Annotated in this window: 16 protein-coding genes; 12 read left to right on the forward strand and 4 right to left on the reverse strand. The window is 59.5% G+C overall.

Annotated features, from left to right (window positions below; genetic code table 11):
- The first annotated feature begins 11 nt into the window (after positions 1-11).
- The 3 genes from GGR36_RS14835 to GGR36_RS14845 all read left to right on the forward strand — a co-directional run bounded on the left by GGR36_RS14835 (position 12) and on the right by GGR36_RS14845 (position 3,695).
- Positions 12-1,775, forward strand: coding sequence for a GmrSD restriction endonuclease domain-containing protein (locus GGR36_RS14835; RefSeq protein ID WP_183635571.1), 1,764 nt, complete (start codon positions 12-14; stop codon positions 1,773-1,775).
- Entirely contained in the window at positions 1,772-2,494 is a 723-nt protein-coding gene (locus tag GGR36_RS14840; protein WP_183635572.1) for an HNH endonuclease, read from the forward strand. The genes GGR36_RS14835 and GGR36_RS14840 overlap by 4 nt, the downstream gene beginning before the upstream one ends.
- Positions 2,495-2,597: 103 nt before the next feature.
- Positions 2,598-3,695: a hypothetical protein gene (locus GGR36_RS14845; RefSeq protein WP_183635573.1), complete on the forward strand. Its 1,098-nt coding sequence runs from the start codon at positions 2,598-2,600 to the stop codon at positions 3,693-3,695.
- Positions 3,696-4,049: 354 nt separating this feature from the next.
- Here the strand turns inward: GGR36_RS14845 and GGR36_RS14850 are convergent, their stop codons facing one another.
- Positions 4,050-4,808 (reverse strand): hypothetical protein, encoded by a 759-nt coding sequence (locus tag GGR36_RS14850; RefSeq protein WP_183635574.1) that lies wholly within the window; start codon positions 4,806-4,808, stop codon positions 4,050-4,052.
- Between the two features lie 134 nt (positions 4,809-4,942).
- On the opposite strand from GGR36_RS14850, the gene GGR36_RS14855 reads away from it, so the two are divergent.
- From GGR36_RS14855 to GGR36_RS14895, 9 genes are all read left to right on the forward strand, one after another.
- Positions 4,943-5,716 carry a hypothetical protein gene (locus GGR36_RS14855; RefSeq protein ID WP_183635575.1) on the forward strand — a complete coding sequence of 258 codons (774 nt, stop codon included), beginning with the start codon at positions 4,943-4,945 and terminating at the stop codon, positions 5,714-5,716.
- On the forward strand, positions 5,713-7,680 hold the full coding sequence (locus GGR36_RS14860) for a hypothetical protein (RefSeq protein ID WP_183635576.1): 1,968 nt from the start codon (positions 5,713-5,715) through the stop codon (positions 7,678-7,680). The genes GGR36_RS14855 and GGR36_RS14860 overlap by 4 nt, the downstream gene beginning before the upstream one ends.
- Positions 7,677-8,696 carry a TniB family NTP-binding protein gene (locus GGR36_RS14865; protein ID WP_183635577.1) on the forward strand — a complete coding sequence of 340 codons (1,020 nt, stop codon included), beginning with the start codon at positions 7,677-7,679 and terminating at the stop codon, positions 8,694-8,696. Before GGR36_RS14860 ends, GGR36_RS14865 begins: the two co-directional genes overlap by 4 nt.
- Positions 8,693-10,546: a TniQ family protein gene (locus GGR36_RS14870; protein WP_183635578.1), complete on the forward strand. Its 1,854-nt coding sequence runs from the start codon at positions 8,693-8,695 to the stop codon at positions 10,544-10,546. Before GGR36_RS14865 ends, GGR36_RS14870 begins: the two co-directional genes overlap by 4 nt.
- Before the next feature lie 83 nt (positions 10,547-10,629).
- Positions 10,630-11,724, forward strand: coding sequence for a hypothetical protein (locus tag GGR36_RS14875; RefSeq protein ID WP_183635579.1), 1,095 nt, complete (start codon positions 10,630-10,632; stop codon positions 11,722-11,724).
- Entirely contained in the window at positions 11,714-12,742 is a 1,029-nt protein-coding gene (locus tag GGR36_RS14880; protein ID WP_183635580.1) for a metallophosphoesterase, read from the forward strand. The genes GGR36_RS14875 and GGR36_RS14880 overlap by 11 nt, the downstream gene beginning before the upstream one ends.
- Positions 12,743-12,828: 86 nt before the next feature.
- Positions 12,829-13,437 carry a hypothetical protein gene (locus tag GGR36_RS14885; RefSeq protein WP_183635581.1) on the forward strand — a complete coding sequence of 203 codons (609 nt, stop codon included), beginning with the start codon at positions 12,829-12,831 and terminating at the stop codon, positions 13,435-13,437.
- 513 nt (positions 13,438-13,950) lie between these two features.
- Entirely contained in the window at positions 13,951-18,747 is a 4,797-nt protein-coding gene (locus GGR36_RS14890; protein WP_183635582.1) for a protein NO VEIN domain-containing protein, read from the forward strand.
- A gap of 2 nt (positions 18,748-18,749) precedes the next feature.
- Positions 18,750-20,456, forward strand: coding sequence for an ATP-binding domain-containing protein (locus tag GGR36_RS14895; RefSeq protein WP_183635583.1), 1,707 nt, complete (start codon positions 18,750-18,752; stop codon positions 20,454-20,456).
- Positions 20,457-21,027: 571 nt separating this feature from the next.
- Here GGR36_RS14895 and GGR36_RS14900 read toward each other — a convergent pair.
- From GGR36_RS14900 to GGR36_RS14910, 3 genes are all read right to left on the reverse strand, one after another.
- On the reverse strand, positions 21,028-21,414 hold the full coding sequence (locus GGR36_RS14900; protein WP_183635584.1) for a T6SS amidase immunity protein Tai4 family protein: 387 nt from the start codon (positions 21,412-21,414) through the stop codon (positions 21,028-21,030).
- Positions 21,411-21,896 carry a type VI secretion system amidase effector protein Tae4 gene (locus GGR36_RS14905; protein ID WP_207064453.1) on the reverse strand — a complete coding sequence of 162 codons (486 nt, stop codon included), beginning with the start codon at positions 21,894-21,896 and terminating at the stop codon, positions 21,411-21,413. Before GGR36_RS14905 ends, GGR36_RS14900 begins: the two co-directional genes overlap by 4 nt.
- A 574-nt stretch (positions 21,897-22,470) precedes the next feature.
- Positions 22,471-23,580, reverse strand: coding sequence for a DUF748 domain-containing protein (locus GGR36_RS14910; RefSeq protein WP_183635586.1), 1,110 nt, complete (start codon positions 23,578-23,580; stop codon positions 22,471-22,473).
- Between the last annotated feature and the right edge of the window lie 67 nt (positions 23,581-23,647).

Here is a 23,647-nt window from a genome sequence, read left to right on the forward strand (position 1 = left end):
GGCAGTCGAAGATGCTTGAGACTTTGTTCAAAGAGGTCCGCTACACCTTGGGCGGGTTGGTCAATGGCATCAGCATGGGCCAGATTGGCCTTCCTGATATCCAGCGCCCGTTCGTGTGGAGCAACGCCAAGGTCCGCGACCTGTTTGACTCGATGTACCGCGGCTACCCGGTGGGTTTCTTCCTGTTCTGGGAGACCGGCGCCGAGGGAGTGGACGCGAAGGTTATCGGTGACACGCACAAGCAGAAGGCGCCCTCTCTTCTCATCGTCGACGGCCAGCAGCGCTTGACCTCCTTGTATGCCGTTATTCGGCGCGAAGCGGTGTTGCGTGAGAACTTTGAACGCGAGCATATCCGCATCGCATTCCGCCCGCAGAGCGGTACGTTTGCGGTGCCAGATGCAACGACAGAGCGTGACCCGGAGTACATCCTGGATATTTCTGAGGTGTTCAGCCGGCCAACGCACAAGACCATCGGGGAGTATCTCAAGCGTTTGACGGCATCGCGCCTCGTTTCCGACGAGGAGGAGGAGCAGGTGGCCGAGGCCATCGGTCGCTTGGCTGGGCTCACCAACTTTCCCTTCATCGCGTTGGAGCTTTCACAGCAGTGCAGTGAAGAACAAGTCGCCGATGTCTTTGTTCGCATCAACAGCGAAGGGAAGAAGCTCAACCAATCGGACTTCATCCTGACGTTGATGTCCGTCTTCTGGGATGAAGGCCGCACCGAGCTGGAGACCTTCTGTCGTGCGGCGCGACAGCCTGGGCTAGCAGGTCAGGCCAGCCCCTTTAACGCCATCTTTCAACCGGACCCGGACCACTTGTTGCGGGTAGACGTTGGCGTGGCCTTCCGTCGCGCTCGGCTGGAGCATGTCTATTCGTTGCTGCGGGGTAAGGATTTGGCCTCCGGGGAGTCCAGCCCCGAGAAGCGGGCCGACCAGTTCAGCAAGCTACGGGATGCTCAAGCAAGGGTGCTGAACTTGACCTACTGGGCGGACTTCCTGAACGTCGTTCGCCTCGCGGGCTATCGCAGCGCCAAGCACATCAGTTCGGTGAACGCTTTGGTCTTCGCATATCAGCTGTACTTGCTTGGTCGCACCGAGTATGACGTTGAGGGTTTCAAGTTGCGCAAGGCAATTGCGCGCTGGCTGTTTATGTCGCTGCTCACGGGGCGGTTTACGTCATCGCCTGAGTCTCGGATGGAGCAAGACCTTGCTGAGCTGCGGGAACTGAAGTCGTCTGACCAGTTCCTTGCTCGGTTAGAGGCGGTCGAGACCAACACGCTTACCGACGACTACTGGACCAAGACCCTGCCCATGGACCTGGCGACGTCGGCCGGTCGCAGCCCAGCCTTGTTCGGCTTCTATGCAGCGCAGGCGTTGCTGGGCGCCAGAGCGCTGTTCTCGAATAGCTCAGTCGTTGATTTGCTGGACCCTCCAGCGCAGGGACAAAAGAAAGCACTCGAACGCCACCACCTTTTTCCGAAGAAGTACCTGAAGGGCAAGGGAATAGACAGCGTGCGCGATATCAACCAGATTGCGAACTACGCACTGGTTGAGTGGGATGACAACATTGCCATCTCAGATGCTGCACCGTCGTCGTATTGGGGGAAGTATGCCGAGCGCTTCGACACCGAGACGCTCACTGCGATGATGCGATGGCATGCCCTGCCACAGAATTGGTGGACGCTGAGCTATGACGAATTTCTTGCAGCGCGGCGACCGCTCATCGCCAACATCATTCGGCAAGGGTATGAAACGCTGTCTGGCGCGAGTACATGACACCGCTGGATAGGTTGCGCCTCGAAAAAGCCGCTGCGGACTGCGGATTTGAGATGCAGCCTCGGTGCCTGGACGACGGGCTCGAAATGTGTTCGGCCAGGTTTCCGGAAACGGTCATCGTGCGACAGACCGGGCCGTCATCGTTTCTTCTGGTGCCATCGACGCCTGTTCTTCTTGGCCGCTCAGAAGACGAGGGTCCGGTCAGTGTCGCCGGTTTCAATGAGCTCTACCGAATCTTGAGGACGACAGCCGCTCACGCTCGGACGCTGCCGAATCGCATCGCCGATGCTTTTCGCGCTCAAACGGCGAAGCTGCCGACCGCGACGGAGGCTGAGCGTCTCGTGGTGCAACGTGTTGGGCAAGGCATGTTTCGAGATGCATTGCTCGACTATTGGCAGGGTGCATGCTGCGTGACTGGTTTGGCTGTGCCCCATCTCCTGCGGGCATCGCATATCAAACCGTGGGCCAAGTGTGACAACGACGACGAGCGTCTGGACGTCTTCAATGGCCTCCTGCTCGCCCCTCACGTCGATGCGCTGTTCGATGGAGGGTGGATATCGTTCGCTGAAAACGGCGACGTGGTGATATCCGATGCGTTGCCTCCAGCCGCGCGTGTTCAGCTGGGCGTGTCCGCGGATTGGCAGGTCAACGGCCTTCGCGATTCACACCTTCACTACTTGGCATTCCATCGGGAGAACGAACTGCGTCGTTCAGGCTGACAAGGTGCTTAATTGGAATAGGCAGGTGCGTCCTGGAAAAACTCCACAGGAATACGCCATACCAAAGACGAAGCGACTAACGCCCCATACAACGGCCCTGTGAATGAAATCCCGAAACCCTTCGCGTACTGCCAGATTCAACAACCCGTTTCAAGGAAAACCGAAACCAGTCGAGCTGACGGGCTTCTGCATGCTCGACCCTGAGGTCATCTGGCGTCTGCTTGGTGCGCCGTTCTCCCGGATGTTCTCGGACCAAGGCGCATCCCATCTTTACAAGCGTCTGCAGCGCATGAGCCAAGGGAAACAGGCGTTCGACCCCATGCTCATTCGTGAGCTGCACGACTGGTTTGGTTTGCCCGATGGGCTACGAGAGCAGTTTGAAGAAGCGATGCGAGGAGGAGATGGTCATGCAGTGGAGCTGGCTCGGACGGGACCCTGGCACCAAACCCTGCTCGCTTGGGATTACCCGAACCCGTTGTCACCGCCCCACGCGTTTTTGGTGATTGCAGAGCGGGCAAGCCGTGTTGCTGAGTTTGTTGCAATGAAAAGGAGTGTGTCCGACACCGCAGATTACTTGGCCCAAGACGAGTTGTGGGCGCATGTCCTTTGGCCTGAAGCGCTTGAACGGCTTCGCGATACGAGGAGCTTCGAAGAGGTGAACGTCCTCAGGTATGCGTTTGCCTTGGAAGCGCACTTCGCCTTCTTGATGGCCTGTGAGTGGAACGCCATGTCCGGGAGCAGCGGCGAGTTTAGGTCCGCGCTCGCGGACGTCATACCCACCCGCAAAGCCCTAGGACGTAATCCGACGAGTCTGTTCTACGACTGGCTCTGCGAAACAGTTGGCGCTTCGTCGATGAATGAAATTCTGGATGCCGCGAACTTGGGTGATGACAGCCCGGACATCTCAACACTAAAGCGCTGGAGTGCGGGCACGAAGTCTCCAACCGATAAGCTTCTGAAAAGACTTACTGCAGCGCTTCTTAATGAAGACCAGGCCGAGGGGCTCAAGGCTCGTCGCGCTGCTGCGCGGCATCTGAATCTGCTCGGGACTCTCGGCTGTGAGCTACTTGAACATGCCCAGTCCTATCCGCATGGATTTGGCTGCTTCGAGGACTGGGCGGAATCAAGGTACGCCTTCTGGCTTGAGTTTCACCGGCGTGCCGCCCGTGACAAGCGCTATCAGTATTCAGAACGCGCTTGAAGCGGGCTGCTAGTTGCGCGGTTCAGCGTTACTTCGGTTTCCCCCGGACACTTCACCGGTGGTGCTCGGCCAATTTCCGCCTGGGTGTTGATTCAACGGGCGGCCGCGACTATCAACGCAAGGAGCGGGTTTGGCTCCCTGTTGCCCGTTCGGTGTCGATTTGGGCTGATGATTAGGCGCTGTTTTGGTCGACTTGCTCATGATGTGCTCCCCGAAAACGTCGGCGAATTGCGACGGAGCGAAGTCTGGAGCACTGAGCCCTCGCGGTCGGTAGCACGGTTTGGACACGAAGTGCGCCAGTCCAGCAAAGACTGGTAAGTGAGTACTTCCAGTACTCTGCCCAACAAGCGCCGGTTACAAGCACACCACGTGAATCGGACTTGGCGCCCACTCGTCCTGAAGCGCATGCGCGAGATTGGCCAACTCGACGCAATCCGAAGGCAACACGAGGACGGCACGGTCGTAGCGCTGTAGCAGTTGCGCGAGTCGCGCCAGATAGCCGCCGACCACATGCATGGGCGCTTGCTGCCCAGCGGCTTTCACCTCTACCGCGATGCGAAGCCCTTGCTGCAAGAGCACCATGTCAGGCATCAGCGGACGACCAGATGGCGTGACCTGTAGTTCGTCGACCGGACCCAAGCCAAGCAATTCCGGGTTCCGTCGTATCCGTTCCACCGCGTCGCGTTCAAACTCTGCGACCCGTCGCGACGTACTCAGCCGCCGATGTCGAACCGACGCTGTGCTCTGAGCGAGCGCTTCGTCGAGACGCGCGCGAATGCCGTCTGCAGGAAGAGTACCCGTGAACACCTCGGTGGCTAGCTCGCGCGCAGCGCTCGGCGAGCAGTCGTGCAATTTTGCCAACTCGGCAACCGCCACTGAGCCGGCGGCAAGGGGTTTGCCGTTGAGCGCTTCCGGATACTCGCTCGCGAGAAAGCGGTAGAGGCGCTCAAACCGCCGTGCGGTGCGCGCATCAAGCCCAGTCTTGTCGAGGATGCTCTGCTGCGTTTCAGCAACTGTAGCTGCGCTCCCCGGCGCGTCGTCGATTATGGCTGCGATTAATTTCCCCTGAGCAAGCCACTGCGGCCACAAGGGATTTTCGGCATCCATCAGCACACGACGACCCATCTCAACTCCATCTGCAGCGCACTTGCGAAGCCCCGATTCTAGGGCTCAATCCTGGTTCACCATGCCGTTAAGGCGAACGTACCTCTTGCGAGCCAATCAGCCTTAGTATACTTTGTTTGCCGATGAAACGGAAAACAAACAAAGGACCGTCTGCCGAGGTTGAGCAAGGCATCCGCAAGCTTGCCACCGTCGGCGGCCGACACGCGTACATGTACGACAGCCTAAAGGCGTCGGGAATCATCGCGTTGGAATCGCGACTTGAGCGAACCGCGGTGCAACTTGCTGACGTCGACCCGAACGTCCGTAGGGTCGTGGCCCAACCCTTCACGCTTGACGTTGAAACGGGCCAAATCTTTACGACACGCGAAGCGCTCCAGACGGCGAGGGAGGCGCGAAAGAAGACCGAGGCAACGAAGCGCGACTACACCCCCGACTTCAACTTCGGTTTGGTGTGGCGAGAAGTCGCGGTCGAGGCCAAGGACGAGCGCTTCTTCGGCGACGCTGAGTACTGGAAGAAGGTCGAACGCGCGGCGCATATCTTGCGGACAGCGGGCAGGGGATTTGCGGTGGTGTGCTTCTCGCGCAAGGAGCTCGATGCTCTTGAATGGAATGCCGCCGTCCTGACTTCATTCCGTCATACCGCGACTGAATCACTCACGCCACGTGGCGTCGACGCCATCGCTGATTGTCTTGCCCACGGTGAGCGACCGCTGGCAGAGGTTCTGAAAGCGGCCGGCCTCTCAGTTCGTACGTCTCCCGGCCTGTTCCTTGATGGCGTGCTCCGAGCGGACCTCAAATCCAACCGGATATCGACGAACCTTATCGTTGAGTTGGCGCACGGAGACCTGTCCAGTCTTTCGCTCCTGCCTTTCGAACCAGGACTGCTTGCGCCATGAGCCGGTATTTGCGCGCGGATATGCGTTTCGCAACGCCGAACGGTCCCCGGATTGTCATCAGTGTGCTGCAAGACGAAAAGCTGGTGCAGCTCTTCAATCCCGAGTCGAAGGAGACCGAGCTGTTGGGTTACCGGGATGTACGCAAGCACATCTCGGATGGCACGTTTGTCTTGCAGGAGAAGAATCCGATTGGGTCGGTCGTCAGTGCCACCGCGACGACGCCTGCACTCCTGCATCAGCACCACAACCTGCTGATAGTCGATGAACTGCTGCGACGAATTCGTAAGGGAGCTACGCCGCGTGCTGCCGTGTTGGCGTTGCAAACCAGCGGGCTTCAGGATGCCGACGGCAATGCAGTGCCGCTTTGCTCTAACCGCACGATGTTCCGTTTGTTGAGGCGGCGAATCGAGGGCAACAAAACGCTCCTGCCGCGGTTTGACCTTCGTGGAAATCGTGTCGGTCGATATCCGGCGCTGTTGGTGGACTTGATTCTCCAGCTCGTCGACGAGTTCTACGCCCAGCCGCAGTCGCGTATCAATTTGCAGCAAATCGCCTTTGCAGCGTCGCGACGCGGAAGCGACAGCGGACTGCTCTCGCCGGGGGTATCTGTCACCTACAAGTTCGTCCGACGAATCGTTGTGACGATGTGGAACCCGGACCTCGATTTTCGGCGACTGGACTGGCGAATTGCGCGGGCGGCCAAGGCGGTTGCGGCGGAGAAAATCTACGTTGCGAGCGCGCTCCAGCGGGTGGAGATGGATACGGTCAATCTGCCCTTTGTGTTGCGTGCACACCGCGTCATCTACACGACGGTCAATTTGATGATTGCAATCGACTGCGCAACGTCGCTTGTAGTCGGTTGGTGGTTCATGCTCGCGGCCCCCACCACGGCAGACACCCTCAGTTGCGTGTCCCGCATCCTTTTCTCCAAGCGGCAGCTGCTATCAGACCTTGGTGTGGAGGCAACCGTGGACCCTTATGGGCTTTGCATTGAACTGGTTGTGGACAATGGCCCGGAGAACAAAGGGCCTCAGATAGACCGGCTCTCGACGATAGGCATCAACCTCACGCGAACGCCCGTCAACTCGCCCCAAAAGAAGCCCTTCGTCGAACGTATCAATCGCAGCTTGAAAGAGGCGCTTCAGACGCTGCCCGGCTGCACGCGCTTTAACGGAAAAGACGGTGCTCGTACGGAGGCCGCGCTTCACGACGCATTGATGACACCGCGTGAGCTCGAACAATGGATTGTTCGTTGGATGCACCAGAGCTGGGCACATCACGTCCTCCAACGATTTGTGACCGAGTCGTATCACACGGAAGAGTCCCCAGGGCTCACGCCCGCTGCGCGCTGGCAGTACTTCGAAAACACGTTGCCTCTGCCCTTGTCACCAAGGCGCGAAGACGTTGCTGCGCTGTCTTATCTGAAGGTCACGCGTAGCCTGAGTCCGAAGACCGGGATTCCGTTGGAGGGATTCCGCTTCAAAGGCGAGAACCTGCGCCGCCTGATTCAGGAGTACGGGCCCGATGCCGTCGTCGAGGTGTTCTACGACCCCAACGACTATCGGGTTGTTAAGGTGATTTCGCAGCGGTCGGGGGAATTGCTCACCCTTGTAAACACCGAGGCGCTGGCGGATGGCCCCGCCTACACCTTCAAGGAGTTCAAGGCGATAAAGGCTGGCAAGGCTGTCGAAGTCCGAGCGTTGCCGACGCATCCTCACGCTGAACTCTTTGACCGAGACCTTGCCGCCGCAGCGTTCAGCAAGCCGGCTGGCCGAGCCGCGAAGAAGGCCCAGCATCAGGCCGTGCGCGCTGAGCAGGCTGTTCGGCGAGCTGTCGAAAATCCGCTCCCGGTGACCTCACCGGCCCCGCTGGCGCCCTCGTCGCACATTTCCGAAGACGCCATTCCGTCGTTCACCGTCGCACGGTCCGCAGCAAAGTCTTCACGAGGACAGGCAAGCAAATGAAGCTCTCAAAATGGCTTCGACTCAACATCGACACCTTGGTCATCGAACATCCAGCCTTTGTGGCGGTGCGTCAGGCTATTCTCGATGCGGTGACCGATACCATCGACGGCCTGCCTTCCGAGGTATTGGTGCTGTTGGGCCCGACCCAAGCAGGCAAGTCGAAGATGCTGCGCACCATCGCTGAAGCGTATCCCCCTACAAGAATTGAGGGACGTCTTCAAGTTCTCGTGCTCTATATCAGTCTGCCACCGGGTGTCGCCCTTAAAGATTTGCCGAAGTACGTTATCAGGGCCCTGGGCATCCGACGCGGCGCCAAATTTCGGACCGCTGGAGAACTGTTCGGCGAGATGTGCGACTTGCTCAAAAACGCATCCGTTAGGGCAATTCTGTTTGATGAGGGTAACCATCTAGTTGATATCGGGCACCGCATTTTGCCCCGCCAAGCCGCTGATTGGTTTAAACACCTTAACGAGCTCGCCAATATCAGCATCGTAGTGGCAGGTATCCCGCGGCTGCGTGCGCTTCTCCAGCGCAACGAACAAGTGCGAGGACGCGCTCCGCGCGCCATCGAACTGCTGCCGTACCGATGGGACAGACGCGACGAACGATTGAACTTTGCGGGGTGTGTGCGTGCCTTTCTCGACCTCTTCGAGAACGAAGGCTGCATCGTCGAGATGACGATGGACGCTTTTGTGCGCTATGCCTACCTGGTGAGCGCGGGGCACGTGGGCTTATTGGCGCGCTTCTTCGTTGAACTGGCCAAGCCGCTCGACACACCACAGCCCATCACGCTGGCAGCGCTGCAAGCAGCGGCCTCGAAGCTCAATCCCCCGGGTGGCGTCGAGACGGCCCCATTCTCAACTCAACCACCCACAGACGATTTGCTGATGGAAGTCCTGTCCGCGGCGCTTGCAGAGAACGACATCGTCCTCCCGCCGGACCCAGGTCTGGCCGAGGTCGGTCACTTGCGCAGCAAGATGCAACAGGCGCCAAGGAAGACCAGAGGCCGGAAATGAGTCTGATAGAGCTCTTCGAACCACGTCCGGACGAGGACGCTATTGGCTACTTGCGGCGGCTTGCGGGGCCGTCCGGCTACGCCGATTGGCGTGCGCTGGTGCGCAGCACCGGTATCAACCCTTCGCGAAATGCGTTGTGGAAGAACAAGGCGCATCTGACCCAATCGCTGGAGCTTGATGCCGTTTGGCTTGAACAGGTGATGCCGACAGCGATGGACGGCGTGGGACTTCATGACCCGCAGTACCTGCGCGCTGGCGTCTCGCCCGTGTGTCCGGCCTGCTTGGCTGAATATGGTTACCTCAGGCGAGCCTGGCAACACATCTTCGTGGTGGGGTGTCCAGAGCACGACTGTCAGCTTCTCGACCACTGCCCCGATTGCGGTGAGCGCTTGCACGACGCGGCCTTTAGTTTCGAGCACTGCGAGTGTGGCTATGAATTGGCGTACGCCAAGACGCCGGGGCTGAGCGCGATGCACCGGTTCGTCAGCGCGCGACTGCAAGGCGACATGCGAACCATCGAAGGCGTTGCCGAACTCGGGCGACCGGAAGACTACAGGCTATTGGGGCCGCTGCTCTTTCAGCTCGCCGCGCGCTTGGACATTTCGTCGCGCATCAAGCCGAGCAAAATCGCGAAACCGAAGACCGTATCGGAAGCGGTGACGTTTCTTGATGGCACGCTGACCTTGTTCCACGACTGGCCGCGCGCCTTTGAAGCTCACGTGAAACAGCGGATTCGCGCGGGCAAGCCAAATGCCATGGGGTTGGCCAGTCGGCTCGGTCACTGGTACATGTCGCTCCAAGCGTTGTGTCGGGGGCAAGACTGCTTTGCCCCGGTCTGGCAGGCTTTCTCGGACGCGGTGTTTGATGCATTTGACGGCATGCTGCGCGGCGGTGGTGTGCTGAGGCCCTCTCCCCACAAGGTCCGCATGTTTCTCCCAGTGCAGGAGGCAGCGCGAGAACTTGGTGTGAGCAGTCCGACGCTCTCCAGCGCGATTGCCGGCGGCGAGGTCCATGCGCGGGCCAGTGAGCGCGGCACGCACTACACCGTGGCGATGATTGAGCGCACCGAAGTCAAGCGGGTGAAAGCTAGCCGCGAGGCTTGGTTACCGGAATCGCGTGCGGCGGAGTTGCTCGGTGTGAGCGAGACTGTGCTTGAGAATCTGATTCGCGCCGGCTTGGTGCGCGTCGACACCACCTGGCGGTCGACGTTTCTCAAGAGCGGCCCGGTCATGGCCGCCAGCCTCGACGAACTCTCTCATCGCCTTATCGGCTTCATCGAGCCCAGTCCGATTTTTGGCGAGACGCTCTCCTTCAATCAACTGACGGCACGCCGGACGCTCGACGGGAGGGCGCTCATCGCGTTGTACCAGGCCATCTTTGAAGGCCAGATTCGACCCGTCGGGCGCGACAGCGAGCATGGTCTGGGTGGATTGCTCTTTGCAGCCAATGAGGTGAAGCGCTATCTCGGGTCTGCCGCACTTTCAAGCGGTCTGACGCTGCTGCAACTTGAACGCGCGACCGGTTGGAAGTACGAGGCGATTTCGCATTGGGCCTCGCTGGGGCTGCTTCGGATTGAGTCTGTCGAGCTTGCTGGGCGCCCGGCCCGGGTGGTGACGAGCGCAGCGCTGTGCGAGTTCCGCAGCCAGTGGGTTCCGGTGAGCGAACTCGCCGCATCGGTTGGGATGCCTGCAGCGAAGTTGGTGAGCACCCTTGAGGGCCGAGGCGTGCCGGTGGAGGGTATGAAAGCGCTGCCCAACGGCACACGCCGCGGTGGTCTTGTGCCCATGGCTGCCCTCGCGCGCGCGCTCACCGCTCATGCGCCAGACGACGACCGGCGCGGGGTCGTGTGAGTAGCAAAGCGAACCGTCGCGGGCGCGTCGAGTATGTCGAACTGACGCGCGAAGCCTTGTATCAGAAGGTTTGGTCGACACCGATGACGCACCTGGCTGCATCGCTTGGGATTTCTGACGTCGCGCTCGGAAAAGCCTGCCGGCGTGCCCTGATTCCTGTCCCGCCGCGCGGCCATTGGGCGCGCGTTGCGGCATCCAATGAACGCCCGCCCACCCCGCCGCTGCCGGCACGCGGGCTGGGCCAAGCGGAGCTTGTCACGTTCGGATTCCGGCGCTGGCCACCCAGCGACGCCGAGTTCGAACACTTGCCACCGGCCCCCAGCTATTCTGAGTCGCTCGAAGCCCTGATTGAGCAAGCGTCCCGTTTCATTGGAAAGGGCCGTGTTTCGAGGGGGCTTGAACCGCTCACGCCTGCGGTAGCCAAGGTGATGGAGGCTGACGAGGTGCGGCGGCGCAAATGCGCCGAGAGCGCGTGGCACTGGGACAAACCGAAGCTCGACACGCCCGAGGCCCAGCGGCGACTGAAAATCCTGAATGCGCTGGGGCTCCTGATTTCACGCACCGACGCTCAGCTCATTGCTGTCTCCGATGACGCACTCTCGGCACGCGTTTGCGTCGGCGAGCAGCATCTGAGCTTTGTCTTTGAATATGCGAAAAAGTCAGCACGGCAGAAGACGAGAACCCCCAACCTGACCTTCCGGCTGGAGGTATCAGTGGCCCAGTGGGAAGAGATTGCGACCCGCTGGTCCGACGAAGCTGGTCACAGAATTGAGGAGGAGCTGCGGCACATGGCTGTGTCGGCGCTCGTGTTCGGCGAACTCGCGCACCGCGCTTCGGCAATTCGGCAGCATCAGTGGCTGGTAGAGCGTCGCGACGCGCTGCACGAGACTGCGCGTCGCGAAGCGGAGGCGCGGGAACAAGCGCGACGTGAGGCCCGACAACGGCGGCAGAACGCGCAAATTAAACAGTTGCTCGCGGCCTCCGAAGCGCTGCGTCAATCAGAAGCGATTCGCGCGCTGGTCGACGCCATGGCTGCCAAGCGTGGCGTTGACGCTGATGAGGCGTTCTTATCTTGGAAGCGCTGGGCGCTTGAACAAGCCGACCGCCTCGACCCTCGCCATGCCGACATCGGCGGCTTCGTTCGGTCCTTCACCCCGGACGACGACGATGGCGGATAAGGATTCCGCACTCTGGCGCCTGGTGACCGCAAGGCCTTACCCGCGCATCCATGTGCTGTCGGACTTGCATCTCGAAACCGGGCCTTACGCCCTGCCCGATGGGCTGGGCTTTGATGTGCTCGTTGCCGCGGGTGACATCGGACCGGTCGAGGAAGCGGTGGCGTGGCTTGCGGCCATCGGGAAGCCGGTCGTGTATGTCCTCGGCAATCACGAGTTTTGGGGGCGTCAGTTTGATGAAGTGCTGCCGGCAGCGCGTGCGGCGGCGCGTGGCACGCAGGTCCACGTCCTGGAGCGCACTCACGTAGTGATTGCGGGCGTGCGTTTCCTCGGAGCGACGCTGTGGACTTCGCTTGGCGAGTGGCACCCTAACCTCGTTCATCAGGCGCATCGCCAGATGCGCGACTACGCTGAAATTGGCGCACGGAGCTGGTATAGCTCTGCGCGCAACCTTGCCTTCTTTCGTCGACAACTAAAGGCGGCAGGTCTGCATGTACCGTCGCAGGACGCGTGCAGCCGGCTGTCGCGCTTTCATCCCGTCATTTCGTATCAAGCGCACCTGCGCGCCGTTGCATGGCTTCAGCGGGAATTGGCGAAGCCGTTCAAAGGTCCAACGGTAGTGGTTTCTCATCACGCCCCGAGCTTTCGTTCGCTCGAACGCGCTGGCCTCGGGGCAGACGTCCTCGACCCCATTACCTGGGGTCAGCGAGACGACCGACTCGTCCGGGTCGCGTGCTATGCAAGCCCTCGGACCGTGAGTCGAGAATCGTGGCGTCACGTCGCAGTGTGGGTCCACGGACATCTTCATCATGCGCTGGATTTCGTTGCTGATGGCACGCGGGTCGTCTGCAACCCGAGGGGTTATGCGCTCAAGCCGTTCACTGAACGGGACATCGAGGCGTTTTCGCTCTTCGGGGTTCCGCTGACCGAGGACGATGTGGCCCGCCGCAAAGGTTTGCTTCGAGAGCAGCCGTATCGTGGCGATGCTGTAGCGTCAATCCGCACGCCATCGTCGAGCTAAGCGAAGGGAATCGGACCGTCGTCAGGAGCCTCGTTCAGCCTGCGGCTTCGGAAACCACTGCCCTTGCGGCGAACTCCAAGGAACTCGTGGCCCATGTCGCGAGAGATGACATTTTGGGGGACTGCGCCAGACGTTGCTTTGACGCGAATGTCGAAGCGGCCCGACGCATCACCGCTGACGTTGTGGCCCAGTTGGAGGGCGCGCTCGATGAACCGGACCGGATGTTTTCGTCACTCAGGCAGGAGTACGGCCGCCTCTCACTCTATGGACCGACGCCTGACGGTGACCGCACGGTGCTGGAGCCCTCGGACTACGAACGCTGCGCAGAGCGACTGGAAAGCGCAGCGGCGTGGTTGAGTGACCTTCCCGACGCGACACAACGCTGGTTGCGCAATTGGGCGTCCGAAGCACTGGAACAAGTCGAGAGGCTGCGTCACGAGGGCCGGGAGGCCTACTGTCAGCCGCTGCCAGCGTCTGCGTTACGGCTGAGAAGAAACATTGACGTCACCCTATTTGTCGATGACGCGCCTGAGGTTTGTATGCGGCTGCAAGAACGCCTGCGTGAACGGGCGGGTCGCGGTGCGCAATTTGTGTTTGTCCGCGTTCGGCCATACGCCGAGGTATCCCGAAAAGAACGAAAGGCCCTGCTGTCCCGCGACACACTGAGTGAGATTCTTGGCGCTTGGGTTGCGTGAGTGCCGCATCGGCCGCGAACGCGTGCTGTGCCGACTAGATAGGCTCCTCGAATTCACCGTGAAGGACTTCGTCGTCGCAACGTGGCCAAGTGCTTGTAATGCTGGCGAGGGTCGTCGGAGACTTGGCGCGTTGACTGGCCGGCGTTGCTAAGAGAGCACAACCAGACAGATGCAGTGAAATGCACGCCAGCGCGCGGTGCCGACCTCAGTTGCCGCACGTTGTCTACATTGCTGGCGAAAACGTGGCTCGGAGCCCAGTTGCGGGTCAGTTTTTCCTAGCACCCTTGCGGGGCTGCGAGCGTAGCTGATTTATCGGTGGTCCATGCTCCTACGGCAGCACATGAAATGTCCGAAATCGAAAACCGTGGCTAGGTCCTGACTCTCATGGTGTGCGATGGGGCCTAACGACTCCTAACTTTGAGCTGGCTCGTCCTCCGTCCGGTATGGCAGTCTGACAATTGTCGACATGAGTGCTACCGGCACGCCAACAAACCAATCGATAAAGCGACGAGCATGGCTACCGAAATGGAAGGCTCGACTACACCCAAAGCCGTCATCGAACATATCAGGCGGTACGAGTTTGGCATCGGAGCCGAGCTCGTTGGAGATGGCCGGGAAGTCGTCGACCGAATGGTTCGAAAATACCGGAATCTCTTGGAGACGGTCGCAAAGGACCTCAACTCAAAAGAGTCGCACTTCTTGCTCGAGTTGCTCCAAAACGCCGATGACAACCGCTACGCTCCCGGTGTCGCTCCGTCTCTTGCATTTCGATTGACCTCTAGAGAAATCGTAGTCTCGAACAACGAAATCGGCTTTTCGTCTGACAACGTTCGTGCGCTTTGCAGCGCTGGCGAGAGTTCAAAGAAGAACAAGGTCGGTTACATCGGAGAGAAGGGAATCGGCTTCAAGTCGGTGTTCAAGGTCACGGACACGCCGGAGATTCACTCCAATGGCTATCACTTCCGGTTCGACTTGACCGACCCCAACGACCAGTTGGGCTATGTCGTTCCCCATTGGGTGGCCCCCCGGGCAGAAGACGATGAGAGAGTCACCACTGTCGTTCTTCCGGCTAGGGCAGGAAGCGAATTCTCGCCAGAGCTTCTGGGTGACATCAACGCGACGTTGCTCCTGTTTTTGGAGAAACTTCGCCTGCTCGAAGTTCACACGAACGATGGCACCTTCCGCTATGAGCGAGCGGATGACAACTTCCTCAGCGCGCTGACAGTAGTCAGTAAGCGTGCTGGTGAGGCTGAGTCGAGAGAGACGTCGACGTACCTCCGCTCAAAGTACTCGCTTGACATGGCAGACATCGTTGAGCCGAAGCGGGAGAAAGTTGAACGTGTTGACGTCGTGCTTGCCTTTCCCCTTTCAGACGACGGCGCTGCGGCACCGGTTGAGGGGTGCCCGACCTATGCCTTTCTTCCCATCCGTAGTTTCGGTTTCTCTTTTTGCATCCAGGCGGACTTCGTCCTTATCTCCAGTCGCGAGGGCGTACACGAGGAACTGCCTTGGAATCGACGTCTGCGCGATTCAATTGCTCCGGCGTTCGTAGCCGCAGTCGAGGAGTTCAAGCGGCATCCGGCACTGGCGCTGAGCTACCTGCGGTTCTTACCCAAAAAAAGTGATGTCGTGGACCCGTTCTTCGCCCCTGTCGTGGCGCAGACCGTTGACGCGCTTAAGGAGGTCGCCTGCATTCCTGTTGAAGGAGGTGGTTGGCGCAAACCGTCGAAGGTGTTGCTGGCATCTGATGCAATCCGCGAACTCTTTACTTCGGCCGACGCAGTGACGCTGTTCGGGGCTGACTACCCGACGCCTGGTTTCGTGGCACCGGAAGGCGGCCTTGAGCGATTGTCATGCCGTACGCTTTTCATCCAGGAGGTGCTTGAGCTCTTCGGCAAGCGCAGCGAATGGCTAAAGGGTAAGGACTTAACGTGGAAGGTTCGGTTCTACGAGTACATTGCAAAGTCGCCAATGCGGGACGACTACGTCAAAGAAATGTTGAAGCTGCCTTGCATTCCTGCCGCAGGTGGGAAGATGGCAACGCCGCAGAGCGACGCAGTCTTCTATCCCTTGAGTTCAGCTGAGAAGTACGGCTTCGAGCACCTGCTTACCGTTGTTGATGGCGAGTTCCATGCTCGGGCTCGTGAGATATCCCCGGATGTACTTGCTCTCCTGGATAGCCTTGGGGTTCAACACGACGAGCCGTACGAACTCGTCCAGCACCACGTTTTGCCACACCACACACCCGACGGGTTTAAGAAGGCGGACCGAGTAGCGCTTCTTGGGCATATCCGCTATCTCCGCGATAAGCTCGACGCCTATCTAGCCAAAGCTCGTGATGGTCAGTCAGAAGAAACAGCCCTGAAGACACTTCGCACAGGGTTGTACTTGTGCAACAAGTATGAAGAAGATGGTTCCTGGTACTTTGGCCGGCCAGACTCAATTTACTTGGGCAAAGAATATCGTCCGGCCTTCGATATTGAAGGCTTGCTAGGCGACCAGCTTCCCCCTAAGAAGTTGTTGTCCGAAAAGTACATCGTCAAGTCGGCGGGTAGGTCTGACAAGGAGGAAACTGCAGCTGACCTTCAGCGGTGGCGTGAGTTCTTCATTCGAATCGGGGTGCACGACGCTCCACAGGTCGTCCCTCAGGTCACGGGTGATGTTGCTTGCAGCGACGAACTCTCTGCGCTGCTGACGGCTGAAGACAAAGCGGTGCGGAGGGAGACTCTTGAGTGTTTGAACAAGCACTGGAGTCGATACAGTCACCTGACGACATATCAAGCTCGTTCAGGGAGGTCGGTTTTCCAGACGCAGCGGACGCAGTTCGCGGCGGCGTTGCGAGCAACTGCCGCACCGACCCGACGTCGAGTGACGGTGCCGCTGGAGCAAACCTATCACGACCGTCCCGAGGTGAGTGACCTCCTGGGCGGAAACCTTACGTACGTGGATGCTGACGTTTCGGATGAGCGCTTCCTTGCTTCGTGCGGCATCACTTACAAGGTGGATGCCAACGCGTGTCTCAAGCGGCTCCGCCAGATTCGCGCCGAAGGCGGCACTACCAAAGAGCAGATACGACGCATCTACCGACGGCTTGAGGACCTCTGGAACATCGACGGGCCCACGATTAAAGCCGCCTTCGCAAGCGAAGCGCTCATCGCTCTTGGGCGAGGTGACAGCCTCACATGGGTTCTACCGAGCGATGCGTGTTGGCGTCCAACGAACGTGCGCTTCCTCGATACACGGCATCCCCCGCTGAGTACGCAGTACGTCGACTACTCGAATTTCTTTACCCGCTTGCTGCATGTTCCACCCGAACTGGAACTGACCAAGTGGGTAGACGCGCTCGCGGAACTTGAGGGGGTGGAGTCGAAAAGTGAGCGCGAAGACATTGCCCGCGTTATCTACAGACGCCTGAGTCGCGAACTCGCCTTGCAGTCATCTACCAATCCGCCTAGCCCACCGCCCGCGTGGCTGGGGCGGTTCGAGTCGCAGCAGCTCTTTCTTAGTCACCGCGGAAAACTTGTTGCGAACTCTGCTGCGCTGTACTTCAACGATGCGCCTGAATACGCCGCGCTCTTCAAGGACTCACCGGACGTTTCCTTGTTGACCCTTGCGCGGGATGATTGGTCCGCAGTCGAACTACTTCTCAACAAGTCGGGAGTCCGAACTCTTTCTTCGTCGTTAACGATAGCAGTCGCACCTGGCATTGAGGGGACATCTAGCGAGCGACTCACTCAAAAGCTGCGGGACATGTTCGTGTGTTTCGCTCGCGTGGTTTATGAGCATAACCAACAGCGCTTTGAGACGGCCATCAAGGAGAAGCTGTTTGAAGAGCTGCATAACCTTGAGGTTGTCATCGTTCAGGACTTGGTGCTTGATGTAACGCTTGGTGCGTCTGTGCGCAGGACGACCGGTCCAGTGGCTCGACGAGGAGCTGAACTCTTGCTCCACGCGGAAGCCCCTTCGCATTTGGACCAAGTGGCATTAGAAGTCCGCAAGCTTTTGCGACTGCCAGTTGTGCTCACCGACATCATCAGCCGGGTGTTGATTTCACCGACAGTGCAGGACGCGGAAGCGTACCTCCGACTGCGTAACGTCAGCGCACTCCCGCCTGAGGAAACGCTCGCGCTGGACCGAGCATTCGGTCTTGCACCGCCAGCGCTAGCAGTGCCGCCTAGTCAGGAGAGCGAGGACACCGAGGTCAAGACGACTGCACTAACAGCTCCCGCGACGGAGCCTGCTGCAACGGTTCCTAGCCCAGCATCACTGCCACTGGGCGCCGCAGGTACTGAGCCTCGTCCGCCTGCAGATGAGGGTCTGGACAAGAACTTTGCGCCGCTCTCCAAGTCGGCAGCAGGCGATATATGTTCACGCGCAGGTTCTGCCGGAAACAGTTCGTCGCAACTCGTCGCGAGCGCCACGGACGGCAGCAGTTCACCAAGGTGTGACTCCAGTGTGCCTACTGCATCTACGCCCACGCCGAAATCGCCTGGCACTGCTAGGAATGGAGGTGCTGCAGGCGGACAGGCGTCCGAAGGTGCGTACACGCCAAGAGGCAGTCGGAATGGCGCTTCCGAGGGAGGACTAGCGCCAGCACAGGTCAGTACGGGGACTTATCGCGGTGGTCCACAAGTAGGACATCGAGCGCAAAAGGCCAGGCCAGCGCGAACGAAGAGAGGACGGCTGCTTAGCTACGCAGACACCTCCGACCCAACGAAGCCGTCGGTACCGCCAGACGCGGAGTCGAACTCCGAGGCCGCAAAATGGAATCTCGCTGTTGAACAAGCTGCGGTCACCTATTTTCTTGAGAAGGCTGCGCCGCAGTGGAAGTCTGCAGAAGTGATGCCACCCGGAAACGCCGGCTTTGACGTCAAGGCCATCGCCATGGATGGCGGCGAGGAATACATCGAGGTTAAAGGTCAGGGTGGCGCTTGGACCGAGGAAGGGGTTGCGTTAACACCCACCGAACTCGCCAAGGCGTTCTCAGCCGGAAGGCGGTATTGGCTCTGCGTAGTCGAGCATGCTACTGACGACAACCGTCGTCAGCTGTTCCTGGTGCAGGACCCCTTTGGGCTAACGACGCAGTTTCGCTTCGACAAGGGTTGGAAGGCAATGGCCAAGACGGTCGCCGCAAAGCCCCTTTGCCCGGAGGTCGGCATGTTTGTCACCATTGAGAATGATGGGAAGGGGAGAATCACCAAAGTGAAGGGCAGCGGGCGCTTCAAGAAACTGCACATCGAGTTCGCGGACGGGAGGCTGTCCTTCAGCAAGGTATTCAACCCCTCAACGATGACGCTGAGCTACGAGTAACCATGGCACGCATGCTTCCTGAGTTGACCGAAGAGCAGCTGAAAGGTCTGAAGTCACAGGCCGAGGCCCGCTTCTACGAAGAGTGTCGGAAACAGTTGCCTGACGATGTTCTCGTCATCTATTCAGTCAACTGGATATATCGGGACGGCCGGGGTTGGCTATTCGAGGGGGAGGCGGATTTCACCATCGTCGTACCGCAAAGCGGTGTGTTCGCGATTGAGGTCAAAGGCGGAGGAGTGTCGTTTGATTCTGTCACTGGGCGTTGGCAGTCCATCGACCGAAACAAGGTAATACACGACATCAAGGACCCGTTCAGCCAAGCAGCTGGTGAGCGCCACGCCCTCCGGGACCAACTTCTTGGACATCCCCTCTGGCGTCGGTGGCGAGGCTCCCGAGTGACTCTGGGCCATGCGGTGATGTTGCCGGACATTCACGACGCACAACAACTCGTTGCGCCAAACCGTCAGCGACCAATCATCGGCGTCGATACGGACATCAGCGCGCTTGTGCCGTGGATGGCACAGCTGCAGGCCTTCTGGACACAAACAAATGAGAGCCCACTCGGCGCCCACGGCGTTCAGTTGGTCGAGGAAATCCTGTGTAGCTCTGTAGAGGTTCGACCGGCCATGCGAGCCGTTCTTGATGCTGCTGAGCAAGCGCGCATACGGCTGACGACCAATCAAGCAAAAGTCCTCCGCATACTGGGAGGTCGTAAGCGTGCGGTCATTGCGGGTGGAGCCGGCACAGGCAAGACCCTGATAGCGGTCGAAAAGGCAAGGCAGCTCGCGGAGATGGGACTGTCAGTCTTACTGCTTTGCTACAACAGACCACTCGCGGGAGCTCTGGCCGCAAGTGTTATTGACGAACCCCGCATCACGGTACTCAGTTTCCATCAGCTCTGCGATAGACGCATCGCTGAGGCTCGCAAAGCGGCCGGCGTGGACCTGCTTGCAGAAGCGCAGGAAGCATTCCCAGGCCACGATGAGAAGCACCTCTTCGAGGTCCAAATGCCTTTCGCGCTAGCTCGGTCGAACGAAGTTCTTGACGCGAAGTATGACGCGCTGGTTGTCGATGAGGCACAGGACTTCAGCGACGACTACTGGTTCTCGATAGAGGAATTGCTCCGCGAACCTGAGCAAGGGTTCCTGTACATCTTCATCGACGAGAACCAAGCGCTCTACCGCAAGCATGCCAACTTGCCGGTGAAGGACGAGACCTACCGTCTTCTCGCAAACTGCCGCAACACTGTCCCCATTCATCGAGCTGGCTACGCGTTCTACAAGGGTGATGCCATTGACGACCCCGACCTGCTTGGAGACCCCGTCACTCGAATGGCCGCCGACGACGACGGCCAACAAGCGGTTGCAATAGCAAGCGTCGTGAAAAAGCTTCTCGCTGATGCGGTCCAACCAACTGAAATTGCGGTTCTGTTGGCCAAGCGACCGAAGGCTCGATTGTATGGATTGCTTCAGGACCAAAAGCTATCGGGTGGGCACTCTTGGACTATTGAGGCCCCGGGACCGCATCGAGCAGTACTCGTCGACACTGTGGGCCGTTTCAAGGGCTTGGAGGCGCCGGTGGTCATCCTTTGGGTCGGCGACGAGGTTATTGACGAGAAACAGTGGGAATACCTTTACGTTGGGGCCACTCGCGCGAAGTCACTCCTCTACGTGGTCGGCTCTGCAAGAGCAGTGGATGCGTTCGCCTAGACAGTCGATTAGAACGAGCGGTGCCTCGTAGCGTTACAAGAGACCAGCGAACGTATTGGACTTTCAGCGCCCGTCGTCGGGCGCTCTTGTGTTCCTAGCTTCCACGGTTTCCGTCACCCTGAAGCAAGCAGATTCTGGATTGCCGACTGCATCTGAGACCGCCCCAATGACGGGGGAGACGCGTGTTGCTAGCTCGCTTGGGCAGCGTAGTCAGAGCCGCACACAGGCGTTCTCAGCTCATGAGGCCCGGTTTCTTGCGATATGCATACCCAGCCTCCGGGGGCTTGAGCGCAAACGCTTGTTGGCGTATAAATACTTAACTATTTGATTCTCCTGGCTTTTGTGCGGAAGCCCTAGTTACGCCACCGGGTAGCGGTGTGACACTAATTGGGTAAATGTGTGCCAATTTTTGGTTCCGGAATCCTCTGTAGGCCTTGCGGCTGCTAGGGGGCCTGTGCCACCAATTGAGTCTCGCTACAGAACTGCGCAGGGTCACAATGAGTGACGTAGCTGGCGCCAATTGTTGATTGCCGCCCGCTGTTTCATTGTCAATGCCCCTCTGCGGTCGCGCCTATTTGCTGCGTCTTGGCCCACCGACATTTGTTCGCACGATTGCATCAAGATCCCGACTGTGGAACAGGTCGATGCATTTCATCGAGTTGTACGAGGACTTGGTCGATCCCGCGTACTCGCGCTTGATAAACGTCACGACTAGCTTGTCGATTGCCTCGTAGGTCTCGATCGGCTGATGACCAAACTCCAGGTAGGCCGCCGCGGTGGCATTTGCGTCGTTGCGCGACGCTTCGTCCGGGGCGATCTGGGCGAGACAGCGGCTGAGCGCCCAATTTTTGAGCAAAGTCTTCTGGGAGTACTTGGCGGTCGTGGGCTCCTGGGCCACAGCAGTGGTCGTCGTCCCTAAAGTCGCCAAACACAGGCAGACGATGATCCTTGGGGTCATTGGAGAATCCAGAGTGAGGCCGTTTCTGGAGTGAACGGGCCATTGTCAGGATCATGCATCAGATGGCAGGAATCCGAGCACCGGCTGCCGTCCCAGAGCGTGACATGCCCGCGGGCGTTCGACCAACCGTGGCCTTTGACGACGAGGATGCCTCGCAGGCCCGCGAAGTCCGAAGGTTGGGGGGAGGCGACCGTTTGGTCAGGCTTCCCAAGTGTACGCGTGAGGTAATCGAGCATCTCGTTCACGCGGTACCGATACAGACTGGAATCGGCGCCGCTCACTACCTCGTAGCCGGCTCCTCGGGTGATGGGGCGTCCGGACTTGTTCAAGACGTAGCTCATCCGGATCGGGCAAGCATTTTGGAAGATGCCCGATTCGATGTTCTGTTGCACCTTGCCGCCGATCTTTTTGCCGACTTGATCGACCGGCACGTTGATCTCGAGAAACGCGGCCCAAGCCGTGTGGAAAGTTGGTCTGTCCAAGGGGTTGCCTCCTGTGTATGCGAAAAGCATAGTTCAGGTGGGCGACCGCGAGAGGACAAACACTTCACGGTGGGCTGTCTTAGTGTGGTCTTCAGCGCAACCTGGCGACCCGGTAAGTCATCTTGAGACTCACGCTTGGCGTTAGCGTCACGACGGGACGGTGGAAAACGTCTCCGGACGTGCCGTTCGGAAAATTTCACTAACGGTGCCCAGATTTTCGGGGAATTTCATTAATGGTGGCGCAGACGGAACGCCCTGTGACACAGAAACCGAAAAAACCAAATGAAATCAGTGATCAACGTTGCACTTTCGGTGACATCCAACAGAACTGTCGGGTGCCACAGATAGTGAGAGGGTCCGACGGATCCCAGACATACAAACGCCCGGGTTTCCCGGGCGTTTTCTTTGGGCGCATCCAAGTCGATCAGATGTCTGTTTCAAGCTGGTGCTCGATACGCATCTCAACGAAGTCGTCGCCAACGAGTTCGCGCAGGATTTCGTGAAACGCGCAGTCAACGGCTGCTTTCTTGAAGACAAGCCTGATCGCCGGGCGGTGCCGTATTGAGCCCGTCGCTCAGCCACCGAAGAGTTTCTTGAGGCCCTCGCCGATTCCGCCGGCGGCTTTGCCGACGCCGCCGACAACGCCCTGCAGGCTGATTCCCAGCCCTTGCGCGACCGAGGCGGCTACCCGCGTCGCCATCATTTCGTTGAGCGAGAACTTCGGGTCGTCGAGGTTGCCCTGCAGTGAGAAGTCGACACGAACCCGGCCATCGCGATCCTTCAACGAACTGATCACCAGCGAACGCGGCATGCCCAGGAAGCTGTTGCCATGTTCGGCCAGCTCAAGGTCGCTGAGCGTCAGTTGCCCGGGCGCATTGAGCTTGCGCCGCGCTACTTTGGCGTGAATGTTCAGATCCAGCGTGCCGCGCCGCACGCCGGTCTCGGCCGCCTTGATCAGGTAAGGCTCTACCGTATGCAGATCGACCCCGGCGAGCTTCAGCGTCAGGTCGAGGTCGCGCGTGGCGAGCGTGATATCGCCATCCAGCGACAGGCTGCCTTTGCGTTGGGGCCCTTCGACGCTGCCATCCAGATGCAGGTCGCTGTGTGCATCCAGCGCTGGTAGCGCGAGGCTGGTGAAGCGTCCGTTGAGTGCGCGTAGCGCGATGCAGTGCGGCTTGCGCGCGACGCTGGCGTCGCAGTAGTCGAGCGCCGAGTCCGCCAGCGAGATCGCCTCAATCGTGATCCGTCGCGCCGCCGCCGCGGGCGCCGATTGGCTGTTCTCGTCTGCCTCGTCGTGTGGCGCCTCAAGCACTGCGGGCAACACGCGCAAGTTGCCTTTGCGGGTACGCAGCATCGACAGGTAGGCGGCGTCGAGCGCCACTTCGTGGATCACGATGTCGTGGGAAAACAGGCTCAGGAGCGAGGGCGACACACGGATGCTGCGTGCGCGCAGTTCCTCAGGCACGGGCCAGTCGGGTGCTGAACGCACCGCTACGTCGTGCAAGGTCAGCGCATTCCAGCCCACCTCGATCGCGCCGACCGTGCTGCGCTCGCCGAGTGCCGATTCCACTTCGCTCTTCAGTCGGGCAACCGCAAAGTGGAACCCGACCGGCAGCGCCGCGAGCAAGAGCAGCAACGCGACGAGCGCGCCAAGGAGGATGCGGGAGCGAAGCGGGCGAGACATTCTGGCAACTGCGGTGAAGCAGGAAAGTAGCGGACTGCCGTGATTTTACGCCTGCCCCATCTGGCCG

It is taken from the genome of Niveibacterium umoris (assembly GCF_014197015.1).
Taxonomy (GTDB): domain Bacteria; phylum Pseudomonadota; class Gammaproteobacteria; order Burkholderiales; family Rhodocyclaceae; genus Niveibacterium; species Niveibacterium umoris.